At 53.8% G+C, this 13,921-nt stretch carries 9 protein-coding genes; 7 read left to right on the top strand and 2 right to left on the bottom strand.

What is annotated here, in order from left to right; all coding sequences use genetic code 11:
• Both AACZ40_RS23135 and AACZ40_RS23130 read right to left on the bottom strand, forming a co-directional pair.
• On the bottom strand, positions 1-991 hold a 991-nt coding region (locus AACZ40_RS23135; RefSeq protein WP_339676014.1), incomplete at its 3' end, for a DUF1501 domain-containing protein.
• A 5-nt stretch (positions 992-996) separates the two neighbouring features.
• On the bottom strand, positions 997-3,867 hold the full coding sequence (locus AACZ40_RS23130; protein ID WP_291174702.1) for a PSD1 and planctomycete cytochrome C domain-containing protein: 2,871 nt from the start codon (positions 3,865-3,867) through the stop codon (positions 997-999).
• Between the two features lie 268 nt (positions 3,868-4,135).
• On the opposite strand from AACZ40_RS23130, the gene AACZ40_RS23125 reads away from it, so the two are divergent.
• From AACZ40_RS23125 to AACZ40_RS23095, 7 genes are all read left to right on the top strand, one after another.
• Complete coding sequence (locus tag AACZ40_RS23125) at positions 4,136-5,155, top strand: Gfo/Idh/MocA family oxidoreductase (protein WP_291174699.1); 1,020 nt, start codon at positions 4,136-4,138, stop codon at positions 5,153-5,155.
• Positions 5,156-5,425: 270 nt separating this feature from the next.
• Complete coding sequence (locus AACZ40_RS23120; RefSeq protein WP_291174696.1) at positions 5,426-8,377, top strand: PSD1 and planctomycete cytochrome C domain-containing protein; 2,952 nt, start codon at positions 5,426-5,428, stop codon at positions 8,375-8,377.
• 45 nt (positions 8,378-8,422) lie between these two features.
• Positions 8,423-9,889 carry a DUF1501 domain-containing protein gene (locus AACZ40_RS23115; RefSeq protein WP_291174693.1) on the top strand — a complete coding sequence of 489 codons (1,467 nt, stop codon included), beginning with the start codon at positions 8,423-8,425 and terminating at the stop codon, positions 9,887-9,889.
• A 376-nt stretch (positions 9,890-10,265) separates the two neighbouring features.
• Complete coding sequence (locus AACZ40_RS23110; protein ID WP_291174691.1) at positions 10,266-11,258, top strand: DUF1559 domain-containing protein; 993 nt, start codon at positions 10,266-10,268, stop codon at positions 11,256-11,258.
• Positions 11,259-11,322: 64 nt separating this feature from the next.
• Positions 11,323-11,799 (top strand): carboxypeptidase regulatory-like domain-containing protein, encoded by a 477-nt coding sequence (locus tag AACZ40_RS23105; RefSeq protein WP_291174688.1) that lies wholly within the window; start codon positions 11,323-11,325, stop codon positions 11,797-11,799.
• 35 nt (positions 11,800-11,834) lie between these two features.
• Entirely contained in the window at positions 11,835-12,983 is a 1,149-nt protein-coding gene (locus AACZ40_RS23100; protein ID WP_291174686.1) for a PepSY-associated TM helix domain-containing protein, read from the top strand.
• On the top strand, positions 12,980-13,921 hold a 942-nt coding region (locus AACZ40_RS23095; RefSeq protein WP_339676011.1), incomplete at its 3' end, for an ABC transporter substrate-binding protein. The genes AACZ40_RS23100 and AACZ40_RS23095, both read left to right, overlap by 4 nt.

Below are 13,921 nucleotides of genomic sequence, written 5' to 3'. Positions count from 1 at the left end.
CCCGTTCGACCAGCCTGCGGGCCAGCAGACAGCGTTTGCCGTAGGAGTCGGTCTCTTTTTCGCCGATACCGTAATCGGTGAGCGTGTGTTGTGTTTCGCTCGATAAATCGAGAGCTTCTGTAGCCGACATCTGCATGCGTGCGGCGAGGCTGTAGGATTCGATCCGGGCATCGAGCAGGGGATTGTGCGGTCGTTTTTCGCGGTGGATGGAATCGAGCTGGTTGAGCAGTTTGCGTGCGGATTCCGTCACGGCTGAAGGCTGGTCGTACTGAGGCTTGAGATTCAGGATGGGTGAACCGGTGGGCCGCAGGCGGGTGCCCTGATACGTGGGAGGTAGAAAGCCGGACGTCCAGTTACGCGTGCCGTTTTTGGGAGCGCCCAGGGGATCGGTCAATACGACATACGCAGGCAGGTTCTGGTTTTCGGTCCCCAGTCCATACACGGTCCACGAACCCAGTGTGGGATAGCCCATGAACAGTCGGCCGCTGTGGATTTTATACAGGGCGTTATCATGATTGGGATGATCGGTCCACATGGAGTTGATCAGGCAGAGTTCATCGGCCATCTTTGCCGTCTCGGGAAGCACATCGGCCATCCACATGCCCGATTCGCCATGGCGGGCGAACTTGTATTGTCCGCCCAGCATTTCGCCGATACTGGTGGTGTTCGAATTTCCCAGATCTTCGATGTTGCCCGGGAACGGTTTGCCGTCCATCTTGTTCAGAACGGGTTTGGGGTCAAACAGATCCATCTGGCTGGGGCCGCCATTCATGAAGAGGTGGATGACGGACGTCGCCTGGGGAGGGTGGTGTGGCTGTTTGGGTTTGAGGTCGTATTGCTGCGGTGCGTGCGAAGCTTCATTCGCAAGCGCTTCGGATCCACCAAAAAAATCCTGGCAGAGCAGATGTGTCAGCGCGGCACCCATGATGCCATCGCTGGTGCGGGCAAAAAAGTCTCGACGGGTGGAAAGCGGTTCGGGCTGGCTGTTCATATTCATCAGTCAATGTATAGAAACGCGGCAGAGTTAAAAATCGTGTGGCAATAGGTATCGAGGGCGGCTTCCGGATTATCCTGCCAGAGCACTGCGAGTTCCTGCAGAGTCGACTGGCCCAACTGGCGTTCTGCCTGGCTGGGCAGGCGACTGAGAGCCAACTGATAAACCAGATCGATCTGGGCGCCCTGATCCTGTTTCTGATCGTCGGGCAGCAGGTTACGAACCCGGCTGGCAAATGCATGGGAAAGCGAGTGGACCCGCTCGTTGTTTAAGAGCATCAGGGATTGTGGGGAGACGGTAGAGACATTGCGGGAAACACAGTTCGGTCCCATCTCCGGGTAATCAAAAGTATCCAGCATCGTCGGAATCTGGGTACGTCGATATTGCAGATAGACACTGCGCCGCCAGCCACCAGTGCTGGTCGCGTTGGCGCTGACGAGGCCGTTGCGATCGACGGTGACGGAATCAGGGGGGCCGCCCGGTGTGGTATCGAGCTTTCCGGAGACAGACAGGATCGAGTCGCGCAAGGCTTCGGCATTCATTCTGCGGAGCGGCATGTGTGAGAGCAGCCGGTTCTGTGGATCTTGCTCCTGAATAGCCGGGGTGATGTGGCTGGATTGTTGATAGGTGCGGGAATTCATGATCAGGCGGTGCATGTCTTTGATGCTCCAGTCCTGTTCGATGAACCTGACAGCCAGCCAGTCGAGCAGTTCCGGATGGGAAGGACGCTCGCCTTTGACGCCGAAGTTTTCGAGTGTTTTGACCAGGCCGTTGCCGAAATGGTGATACCAGATTCGATTGACCATCACACGTGCGGTAAGCGGGTGATCGTCGGAAGTCAGCCATTGTGCTAATGCCAGCCGTCGGCCGGTTTTGGGGGTTCCCTCCGGAAACGGGGGTTTGACAGTGAAGGGGGTACGTCCATCAGTGAGGACAGAAGGAACTCCCGGGCCGACCTGTTGACCAGGTTGATCGTGTTCGCCTCGAAGTAGAATGTAAGTGGGAGAAGGCTCGCCGCGGTCCCAGAGAGCACGAATTGTCAGGGGGGGCTCCATCTGCTGTTGCACTTCGTGTATCTGTTTTTCGAGGGAGGCGACATGCTGTAATGCCTGCTGTACCGGTTCCGAGAATTCGGACTCGGGCATGGTCTCCGCGATTCTCAATTTCTCGACCAGAATCCGCTGGCGTTGTGTGCGGGTGTTATCTGCAATCTTTAAAGCCTGCAGCGTTTCCTGCTGTTCTTCTGCGGGTTGATCCGGATAGAACTGGCGGAGAAGCGCGACCTGTTGTGCGGCGATTGCTTTTTGATGCTGCTTTTCGAGTTTGCTCAGATTTTTTTTGAGGAGTGGATTGGTCTGCTTAACGCGGCTCTGCTGTTCGGGAGTACCCAGTTCCAAGGAACGGTTTTTAAAGGAGAGCCAGTCGTATTCATCCAGGGCACCCTGGAAGATGGCTTTGAAGCGATAATAATCGCGATGCGGGAGGGGATCATATTTATGGGTATGACAGCGGGCGCATTCCAGCGTTAAGCCCATGACCGAAGAGCCCATGACATTGATGGCATCATAGACCACTCCCAGGCGTTCGGGCACAAAATTCATGGTGCGGGATCCGGTCTGGTCGATGCCCATCCGCAGGAAACCGGTGGCGACGAGGTTGTCGACCAGTTCTTCAGTGATGACCGGCGCGTTTTCGTAATCCGCCAGTTCATCGCCGGCGATCTGTTCCAGCAGGAAGCGATCGTAGGGTTTATCAGTATTAAAAGCGTCGATGACATAATCACGATATTTCCAGGCGACGGCCCGCAACGGGTCGGAAGAGACGCCCCCTTCGGAGTCCGCATAGCCGGCGAGATCCAGCCAGTACCGACCCCAGCGTTCTCCATAACGGGGAGAAGCGAGCAGGTGATCGACCATTGCTGCATACCACTGGGGATCTTCGGAGTTGCGCCACTGATTCCACTCTTCGAGCGTGGGAGGGATGCCGATCAGGTCCAGATAAGCACGCCGGATCAATGTCTCACGACTGGCTTGAGGGGCGAATTCCAGTTCATTTTCCTGGAGTTGTTTGAGTATCTGTTGATCAATGGATTTGATCTCAGGATTCGCCTGGGGTGGTTGAAAGGCCCAGTGCTGGCGATCTTCATCCGTCACGAGGGGATCCGGTTGCAGGCCGACGACTTCCGGCTCCGGATCGACGATTGGTGCTTTGGCAGCGATCCATTCACGCAGCGTTTCGACCTCGGAAGCGGGAGGACGTTTGACAAAAAATTTCAGCAACTGTTCCTGTGGTGGACAGGCATGGCTTTCGATGCGCTGAATCATGCGGCTTTCATCCGGTTTGCCGGCGATAAAGGCCGAGCCCTGTTTGCCTCCCTTAAGCATGCTGGCAGGAGTTCGCAGATCCAGGCCCCCTCGTTGCAGGCGTGCGCCGTGACAGGCGGTACAGCGAAGCAGCACGATGGGCAGGATATCGTGCTGTGTGATCTGCTTAACTTCAGGCTGATGGGGTTGTGCTGATTTGGCGCCGGTGGCGATCCATTTGTGGATCAGTTTTCGTTCTGCTTCAGTCAGTTGCGGCTGACCTTCTGGTGGCATGTCACCCGCGTCGACCAGAATCCAGAGCATGCTGTCATCAACGGTTTCAGCGATGGCAGGTTCACCGGATTCGCCACCCCGATGTACGCCGGCAATGGTTGAGAGGTTGAGGCCCCCTTTACGAACTTTGTCACTGTGGCATTTCCCACATTTCGCAGCAAGGACCGGCTGAATCGTCTGTTCAAACAGGAGCGGTTTTTCTTCGGCATGAATGGTCCGGCCCAGGCCTGGGACCAATATAACAACAAGCAGTGGTATAAGAAATCGTATGAGCATTATTAGCAACGCTGGCAGGCAGGTATGAGGAACGCAGGTGTTGTTTCCTCCATACTAAGTGATGCGGACAGGGCATACAAGACAAAAAACGCCTGAAACAGGACTCCGATACGGTCCGGTGAGGGAGTTCACATTACGTGAAGCGGGTGAATTATCGGGATTATACAGATCGCGGTTCGATGGACGAGGAGTCAGGTTTACGATACTTTGGAAAACACGAGTTACCGCACTGGTTTTTGAAATCATGATTCGAGAGGTCCAGAGTCTTATGATGAGTTCATCAGATACCGTTCGCTGGGGAGTGATTGGCCTGGGATGGTTTGGGGAAGTTCATGCGGACAACCTGGCGGAGATACCGGGAATCGAACTGGCGGCGTTATGCACCAGGCGCCCTGAACGCCTGAATGAAATTGCGGACCGACTGGGAGTCACGCGGCGGTATACGGATTATCGTGAACTGCTGGCTGATCCTGAAATCGACGCCGTCAGCATTACGACTCACATCAATGATCATCGTGAAATTGCCATCGATGCCCTGCGCAGCGGTAAGCATGTCCTGCTGGAAAAACCGATGGCGCCGACAGTGACTGATTGTGAACAGATCGTTGCGGCAGCTGAAGCTGCGACCGGTTTTTTAATGGTGGGTCATATCTGCCGTTTTGATCCGCGCGTGACTCTGGCGAAACAGGCGATTGAGGAGGGTCGCATCGGTGAGATCATCTCCATGCATGCGCGGCGGAACCTGTCGAAGGCAATCGGTGAGACTGTTCTCGATGATATTTCTGCTTTGATGGGTGATGGAATTCATGATGCCGACCTGATGCTCTGGTTCAGTGGTGCGAACGTTTCCACCGTCTATGCACAGGAAGTTCATCCGGGTAAGAATAAATATCCTGACGGGGGCTGGTCGATTGCGAGACTGGATAACGGTGCGGTTGCCGTGGTGGAATCGGTCTGGCATCTGCCGGAATCGACGCCTTATACGATCGACGCCCGCATGGAAATTATCGGCACGAAGGGGGCGATCTATATCAACTGTGGCGAAGCGGGACTGACGATTCATGATGCCGAGGGTGTCAAGATGCCGGATACGATGTACTGGCCTCGTCCGTTTGGCCGCTACCTGGGGGTGCTGCAGGAAGAACTGCGTTATTTCGCTGACTGCGTGCGGAGCGGTGAACGGCCTGAGCGAATCACTCCCGACGAGTCTTGTGCCGCGGTGGCCTGGATGGCGGCGGCAACGGAATCGGCCCGGACGGGATCGGTCATTGTTTTTGAGCGCGACTAATAAATTTTGTGATGCATTGGAATCTGGTTCATGGCAGAGCAGTTTATCTTTCAGAGCTGTTCGTCCGGTTTCTGCAGCGAGGAATCGGAAATTGCCTCGCCATGGATCCTCCTTGCGAAGCGTCTGGAACGTTGTACAATTAAGTGATCCTTTATGTATCTGCTGTCTATAAAATAATGAGGCTGCCCGGTTAAATCATAACAGTCAACTAATCATACTGCCTGAGATTCTCTCCTTACTTTCTCGCCTTGCTTATGAGGGATAATGTTAATGATTCGCTTTTGTCTGCTCTCACTTCTGGGAATCATCACCCTGTCTCAGCCTGCGTTGGCAGTTGAAGCCACCAAACCTGCGGAACCGAGTCGGGAAGGGATTCAGTTTTTCGAATCCAAAATCAGGCCGGTGCTGGTGAATGAGTGTTATGAATGTCATTCCCTGGACGCAAAGAAGAATAATAAACTGGAAGGGAAACTGCTGCTGGATTCCGGTCCGGCGATGCTGAAGGGAGGGGACACGGGAGCCACGATTGTACCCGGGGATCCCAAGCAGAGTCTGCTGATGGCAGCGATTCGGCATGAATCATTTGAAATGCCTCCCAAGAATAAATTGTCTGAGCAGGTGATAGCAGACTTTGAAAAATGGATTCAGATGGGAGCGCCTGATCCTCGCGATGGCAAAGCACCAGAGTTGAAGACTGAGAAGATTGATATTGAAAAGGGCCGTCAGTTCTGGTCATTTCAACCGCTAAACCAGTCGCCGCCTCCGGTTCCCCGGAATAAAACCTGGGTGACTAATCCCATCGATCAATATATTCTGGCGAAACAGGAAGCCGCGGGGATTACGCCCAATGAAATGGCGAGTCGCGTTACTTTGATTCGTCGCGTGTTCATTGATCTGTGGGGATTGCCTCCGGAACCGGCGGATGTGGAATCGTTTGTGAATGATCCTGATCCGAATGCGTATGAAAAACTGATAGACCGGTTGCTGGCCGGCCCCCATTACGGCGAACGCTGGGCGCGGCACTGGCTGGACCTGGCCCGGTTTGCTGAGAGCAATGGCTACGCTTTCGATCTTGATCGCCCATCAGCGTATCACTTTCGTGATTTCGTAATCAAAGCGCTCAATGAAGATATGCCCTATGATCAGTTCATCAGACTGCAGATTGCCGGCGATCAGCTCGGGCCGACCGATTATATGTCTCAGGCAGCGACCGGCTTTCTGGCAGCGGGGCCCTTTACTTCGCAGCAGACACAGAAAGAACGGGAACGCAGTCGCTACGAACAGCTGGATGATATTATCCACACTGTGGGGACCACGACTTTAGGATTAACGTTGGGATGTGCGCGGTGCCACGATCATAAATTTGATCCGATTTCCAGCCATGACTATTACCGGATGGTCGCTGCCTTCGCTGAAGCCGGTTTTCAGGATTACCAGCATGACCTGCATCCGGAAAAATACAAGCAAGAGAAGGCGGCCTTTGATCTCGCACATCAACCTTTTATAGCGGCTCGATTGCAATACGAGAAAGAAAAACTCCCGGCACAGCTCACCGCCTGGCTGGAGAAACGGCCCACGGAAACAATTCAACCGGTGCTGTCTGACTGGCATGTCATTGGTCCCTTTGCAGCTGCCCATTTCGACCAGGCATTCAGTAAGAAAAATGAACCCGAAACGAAAGTCGATCTCACTCAGACTTTTGCAGAAGGCAAGCTGAAGTGGACGCCTCAGCCGGAATGGAAAGATGGTGTGGTTCATAATACGCTGACCGGCGATAACTCTGCGAATTATCTGTTTCGCACGATCGAAGTGCCGACAGCCGGTCCGCTGGATATCTCACTGGGCCGCGACGATGCGATCCAGGTCTGGCTGAATGGGAAATCGGTTCTGTCGAAAAAAGTCATGGGTGGGGCCGCTGCAGATCAGGATCAAGTCAAGCTGCCGCTCAAAGCCGGTAAAAATGAACTGCTGGTTAAAATCGTGAATGCGACCGGTCCCTCCGGATTTTATTTCCAGGCCAAAGAGACGACTCCCCCGGACAACATACAAAAAATCCTGGCGCTGCCATCAGCTGAGCGTGATGAAAAACAGCAGGCTGAGCTGTTAAAATGGTATGCGCCCTACGATGAAGGCTGGGCGGAACTGAATGATGCCGAGCAGGAAGATATGAAGAAGCATCCCAAGCAGGATCTGATGCCGGTCTTCGCTGCCCGCAAAGGGGGCGCCACTTATAATTTTGGACCTGATTCACGTAAGGTGTATTATCTGGTACGGGGGAATTCCAATCGCAAGGATGGTCTGGCCGAGCCTGGTTTCCTGCAGGTGCTGATGACCGGCGAAGCACAGGAAAAACAGTGGCTGTTGGATGATTCCCCAAAAGCAAAGCCGGTGCCTCCCCGCGTTGCTTTTGCAGACTGGCTGACCGATACCAGCCAGGGAGCAGGACATCTGCTGGCACGCGTGATGGTCAATCGGATGTGGCATCATCATTTTGGTCGTGGTATTGTCGAGACGCCCAGTGATTTTGGTACCCAGGGCTTTCGGCCCACTCATCCCGCGCTGTTGGATTACCTGGCGACCCAGTTGATTGAAAACAACTGGAATCTGAAGCCGCTCCACAAGCTGATAATGCAAAGTTCCGTCTATCGTGAATCAGGGGCCACCAATGCCAGTGGAAAGGAACATGATCCGGAAAATCATCTCTGGTGGAGACGACCGGCATTGCGGATGGATGCAGAAGTCATTCGGGATCACCTGCTGGCGGTAAGTGGCACACTCGATCCCAAAATGTTCGGGCCGGGAACTTTGAATCAGGAAGACAAGCGGCGGAGTATTTATCTGACTGTCAAACGCGACAAACTGATTCCGATCCTGCAACTGTTTGACGCGCCGGATGCAATCCAGAGTATTGGCAAACGCAATGTGACGACGGTACCTCCCCAGGCGCTGGCAATGATGAACTCTCCCTTTATCCGGAAACTGGCAGAGGATTTTGCCAAACGAGTGCGGTCCGACGATCAGAAAAAACTCGAACAGCTGGTCGACGAAGTGTACGCGATCGCGCTTTCCCGTAAACCGAGTCCTGAAGAACAGCAGAAGATGCTGGAGTTTATCCATTACCAGACGGAATCGTATGGTGAGAATCCACAGGCGAATGCCCTGGCGCTGGCAGATTTCTGTCAGCTGATCTTCTGTATGAATGAATTTATATTTGTAGACTGATCCTGAAAGATTTTCCATTCATCGATAAACAGGTCAAACGACGTTATGAAACGAAAAAACAGCATACAGTCAGGCCTCCCATTTAATTTTGAAGCACGCCGCGCGTTTCTGAAGAATGCCGGTTCCGGATTTGGCAGCCTGGCTTTGACAGGTCTGCTGTCGGAGCAGGGGATTCTCAACTCGGCTGGCGCGGAAGAGGAAGAAGGCCTGGAAGCGCGCGAGCCGCACTTTGTTTCCAAAGCAAAATCGATCATCTGGCTGTTCATGCCGGGCAGTCCGTCTCAGGTTGATACGTTTGATTATAAACCGATGCTGCAGAAAAAGGATGGAGAGACACTCGAAGGGGCAGATCCCAAAACCGGCTTCTTCACCACCAGCGGCAAGTTATTAAAATCGCCTTTCAAGTTTCAGCAGCATGGAGAATCGGGGGCGTGGGTTTCCGAAATCTTTCCCCATGTGTCACGGCATGTGGACGATATGTCATTTCTCTATTCCTGTTTTTCCCGTTCAAACAATCATACCCCGGCGATGCTGGAGATGAATTCGGGAGCATTTCTGCAGGGACGTCCCTGCATGGGGTCCTGGGTGACTTATGGACTGGGGACGGAAAATCAGAATCTGCCTGGATTCGTAGTGATGCATGGTGCCATGCCTCGCGGAGGAAATCCGATCTGGGCGCCCGGCTTTTTGCCAAAAGTTTACCAGCCAACCGCCATTGATGGTCGTAGCCAGCAGCCAATTTCGAATCTGTCCCGATTGAATTCGATGACCGATCCCCAGCAGCGGACCCAGTTGGATCTGCTGAAAGAGCTGAATGCCAGTCACCAGAAACTGCGTCCTCACGAAGCGGATCTGGCGGCGCGGCTGGAATCGTTTGAACTGGCATACCGGATGCAGACCGCGGCTCCCGAAGCACTGGATGTCAAAGAGGAATCAGAGACAATTCAAAAACTGTACGGCGTCGATCAGAAAGAGACAGAACTGGTCGCGCGACAATGTATCACTGCCCGCCGCATGGTAGAGCGGGGAGTGCGGTTCATTCAGATTTATGCCGGTACAAACGGCGGAGGTGGTGGCGTTGCGGATGTTCCCTGGGACGGTCACAGTGATATCGGTCTGAATCATCGCATCGCTGCAAAATCAGTGGATCAGCCCATTGGTGCGCTGCTGTCAGATCTGAAAGCCCGCGGACTGCTTGATTCCACGCTCGTGGTCTGGGGTGGTGAATTTGGCAGAACCTCGGATTCCCAGGGAAGTCAGGGCCGCGATCATAATCCGAATGCCTTCACGATGTGGATGGCGGGAGGGGGCATCAAGGGAGGCGTACAGTATGGTGCCAGCGACGACTTCGGTTACAAAGCCGTGCACAATCGCGTGGGCGTAAATGATCTGCATGCCACGCTGCTGCATCTGATGGGAATCGACCACATGAAGCTGACTTATCGTTTCAACGGCCGCGATTACCGTCTGACCGATCTGGGGGGAGATCTGATTCAGGAAATTATCGCCTGAGAATTCCAGCTTGATAAAAATGCTTAACAACACTCCTACAGGGACTAAGGGTGTCATGTAACTGTAAGTGTCTGTATTTAAACGTCTTACGGTTGTGGTGTCTTAGCCTCCGTGGCATTCGAATCTCTCCTGGTGCTTTACTGCGCTCCAGATTGTTTCCGTACTTATTGTACAGTCTCCAGGACTATTTGGATCGAGTAGGTCAGATTCAGAGACGCTTTGGTCACTGTGATGCACTCTTATCGAAGTGCAGGGTTGAAATCTCCCGCTAAGCGATTATGATTGGTCCAGAGATTGAAACTCAGTCTCCCTGCTCGCTGCCGCTTGCATTCGTCAAAGCCGCATCCCTCCCGCCTGATTGAACTGGAGTTCCCCAATGTCGTTAAAGAGTACCCGCGCGTCCCGAAGTGGATTCACCTTAATTGAATTGCTCGTGGTGATTGCGATTATCGCGATCCTGATCGCCTTGCTGCTGCCGGCAGTGCAGCAGGCTCGTGAAGCCGCCCGTCGCTCTCAGTGCAAAAATAATCTGAAGCAGCTGGGTCTGGCCATGCATAATTATAATGACGTGTTCAATATGCTGCCACTACCTGATGTGGGGATTACGACCAAGGATGCGGCATCCTGGCCGTGGACGACCAGTTGGGGGATATCGCTGTTACCTTATCTGGATCAGGCGCCGGCCTACAATCTGTTTAATCAGAATGCCCCCAATGGCGTTTCGGATCAGGCAAATCAGCCAGTGATCGAGACGCAACTGGCTGTCTTCAATTGCCCGTCTACTCCGCGGAGTGGACCGATCCAGGGAGTGATTGAGCAGGAAGATGATATATCCAGCTTCAATACGAACCTGAGAGCAGGCAGTGGAGACTATTTTATTGCCCGCAGTTTCCGGGATCCCGCATTTACGCCTCAGGAAACTGTTGGAGCATTGTTTAACGGGGACATCAGTGGCGGGGTAACTCTCGATCGTTGTGGCTCCAGGATGAACAGCATTACCGATGGCTTGACGAATACCATCTTCTGTTTCGAACGCAGCAACTTTCCCAATATTCTACGAAATGGGAGTGTTCCCAAGGACCCTGCAGATTATGTCTACCCGACCGTGGTGGATACCAACTTTCAGGGTTGGTGGGCGTCGACTCAGCACGACCGCGTTCGCAGCTGGACCTATGATGGTTTGCAGTATTATGGTCCCTGTGTGATTAATTGCACGAACGACTGGGGCGGTGCCTTTTCCTATCATACCGGCGGCATGCATGCCAGCCTGGGAGACGGTTCCGTGCGATTTCTGAGTGCGAATATTGACAAGGGAACGTTTCGTTCCCTGATCAGCAAACAGGATGGTCAGGTTGTGGGCGAGTTCTAACGAAGGTTTGATTTCAGGCTGCTGAAGAAACGGTGTGTTCAGAGATTTGAGGGAGACGCTTTTAATGTATCAGAGACTGGCCGGTTCGCTGGCTGTATTGTGTCTTGCTGTGTGCAGCGGGTGCAGTGGAACCGAGTACGAGACGATTACGACAAACGCCGTGACCGGTCGACTGACTGTAAATGGTGCACCCGCGACCGGGGCAACGGTCAGGTTCCATCCGGAATCACCTCAGCCCGGCGCCAAATACCCGCTGCTTCCCAGTGGGAAGGTTGATGCGGAAGGCGTCTATCAACTGACAACCTATGAAGGCGATGATGGCGCACCGGCGGGCGCTTATACGGTGACCATTGAATGGCCCGATCGGAACTGGCGACCACCCAGCGGGGGTATGCCACCTCCGCCTCCTGACCGGTTGCAGGGCGTGTATGCCGATCCCAAAAAATCGACCATTCATATGAAAGTGGAAGAAGGAGCGAATGAAATGGAGCCGATCGTGCTGGAGAATGTCAAGATCCTGAAAGGCTCTTCTCTGAATTGAGTGATTGAGCCTGAGGGTTCCCGGGAGATTCATTTATGCTGAACCATCGGCTGCGCAGGCTCTGGGTGATCACGCACCGCTGGCTCGGTTTAACCGTGGGGCTGCTGTTTGTCATCATCGGGTTGACGGGCAGTCTGCTTGTGTTTCATCACACGATTGATGAATGGCTCAATCCTCAACTCCTGCTGTCAGCAGAAAGTGATGCACCACACTCTGTGGATGAAGTTCTGGAAGCGGCAGAATTGAGTGTCACCGAACCGGGGTTGCAGCTGTTTTTTGCAGACCCGCCACGATCATCGGCGGGTGTCTGGACTGTCTGGTTTCGTAATACAGAGGACCAGGAAGCAGGATTCACCCAGGTTTATGTCGATCCCTCAACAGCCCGGGTGACGGGGCAGCGTGTCTGGGGCGAATACCTGGTGACGTGGCTTTACAGCCTGCATTACAAGCTGCTGTCAGGTAGATCAGGCGAAATTATTGTCGGCTTGTGTGGTCTGATTCTGATGTTCTCGGTCGCCAGCGGAATCTATCTGTGGTGGCCGCTCTGGCGACACTGCTGGCGAGCTGCTTTTGCAATACGCAGCGGGCGCCGCTTTCAGTATGACCTGCATAAAAGCACGGGCGTGATTGCGGCGGTGCTGCTGCTGGTGATATCCTTTTCTGGCGTCTACATGATATTTCCGGCCTGGATCAGACCGTGCGTGCTGGCGGTTCTGGATGATGGTCAGCCGCGTTCTGAAAATAAAAAATCAACGGCCGTGACTGCGGGAAATCGGATCGATGTCAGCCGCGCGACTGCGATCGCTCAGTCTGTTTTTCCGGAAGCCGAGTTCAAACGTGTCAAACTTCCTTCCCAGTTGAAAGATTCTTTTGAGGTGCGACTGCGACAGCCAGGGGAAGTGAGGAAGAGTTCGGGTAACAGCCGTGTCTGGATTGATCAGTTCAGTGGAGAAGTGCTGTCGGTCCGCGACTGGAATGAGCGTTCGGCGGCGGACGCTTTTTTTGCCTGGCAGTTTCCACTGCATAATGGGGAGGCCTTTGGTCTGGTTGGTCGCTGGATCGTGTTTGTGTCCGGTTTGATGCCTGCGGTACTCTATGTCACCGGTCTGCTGGTCTGGTGGCGGAGACGGCGCACACGCAGATCACAGGTTACGCCTTCACTCAAGCTGCAGGAATCAACATGAAAACACAGGCTGTCCTTCTTTTTTTACTGTTCCTGATCACTGGTGGATGTCAGCAGCAGGCAGAGTCTGTGTCTGGACCAGTGACGGAAAGTTCAACAATCACGGTGACCGATCTGGCGGGCCGGGAAGTCACGCTCAAGCAACCGATCGAGCGGATCATTCTGATGCGCAGCCTGGGCATTTATGAACTGGCGGCAGTGCTGGGAGATGAAGTCGAAGAGAAGCTGGCAGGCTGGGATTCATCTTTGAAAACCGGGGATTTGGATACATACGAAAAATATATAGAGCGGTATCCACGTCTGGAAGAAACGACGATTCTGGGTGATATCCTGCGAGACACAGTGAGTGCCGAAGCCGTTCTGGCTTTGAAGCCGGACCTGGTCATCATGAATACGTACATGTTGAACCGTGGTTCCAAAACGGTGGGACGACTGGAACAGGCGGAGGTGCCGATGCTGTTTCTGAAGTCGGAAGATCCGTTTCGTGATCCGCAGCAGAGTATACGTCTGCTGGGTCAGGTTCTGGGGAAAGCAGAGCGGGCCAATGCGGCAGCAGACTGGATCGATGCTGAACTGCAGCAGGTCTTCAGTAAACTCAAAACGATTGAGGGGCCTGTGCCGACCATCTACCTGGAGGCTGGCACCCGGGGATCAGAGAAATACGGTAATACATTCGGCGAAAATCAACAGGGACAGACAGTCAACTGGGGGAGTGTGCTGGCACAATTGCGATGTGAAAATATCGCCGCCGGCTCGGTCTCCGGTTTATATGGCATGGGAGTGATTCGACCGGAGTTTCTGCTCACCGCCGACCCTGATGTAATAGTGATTACGGGCGCGCACTGGACCGCATTTCCGGAGAGTCTGCAACTGGGTTATACCGCCGATCCCGCTCGCGCCGCACGGCAACTGGCAGCATTCACGAAACGGCCCCGCTGG

Origin of the sequence: uncultured Gimesia sp. (assembly GCF_963972345.1) — a bacterium.
In the GTDB taxonomy this organism is placed as follows: Bacteria; Planctomycetota; Planctomycetia; order Planctomycetales; family Planctomycetaceae; genus Gimesia.
This window is presented reverse-complemented; position numbering and strand designations above follow the sequence as displayed.

Coding starts and splice junctions, on each gene's coding strand:
- AACZ40_RS23105 (WP_291174688.1), top strand. CDS start 11,323: ATGTATCAGAGACTGGCCGGTTCGCTGGCTGTATTGTGTCTTGCTGTG.
- AACZ40_RS23110 (WP_291174691.1), top strand. CDS start 10,266: ATGTCGTTAAAGAGTACCCGCGCGTCCCGAAGTGGATTCACCTTAATT.
- AACZ40_RS23100 (WP_291174686.1), top strand. CDS start 11,835: ATGCTGAACCATCGGCTGCGCAGGCTCTGGGTGATCACGCACCGCTGG.
- AACZ40_RS23130 (WP_291174702.1), bottom strand. CDS start 3,867: ATGCTCATACGATTTCTTATACCACTGCTTGTTGTTATATTGGTCCCA.
- AACZ40_RS23125 (WP_291174699.1), top strand. CDS start 4,136: ATGATGAGTTCATCAGATACCGTTCGCTGGGGAGTGATTGGCCTGGGA.
- AACZ40_RS23120 (WP_291174696.1), top strand. CDS start 5,426: ATGATTCGCTTTTGTCTGCTCTCACTTCTGGGAATCATCACCCTGTCT.
- AACZ40_RS23115 (WP_291174693.1), top strand. CDS start 8,423: ATGAAACGAAAAAACAGCATACAGTCAGGCCTCCCATTTAATTTTGAA.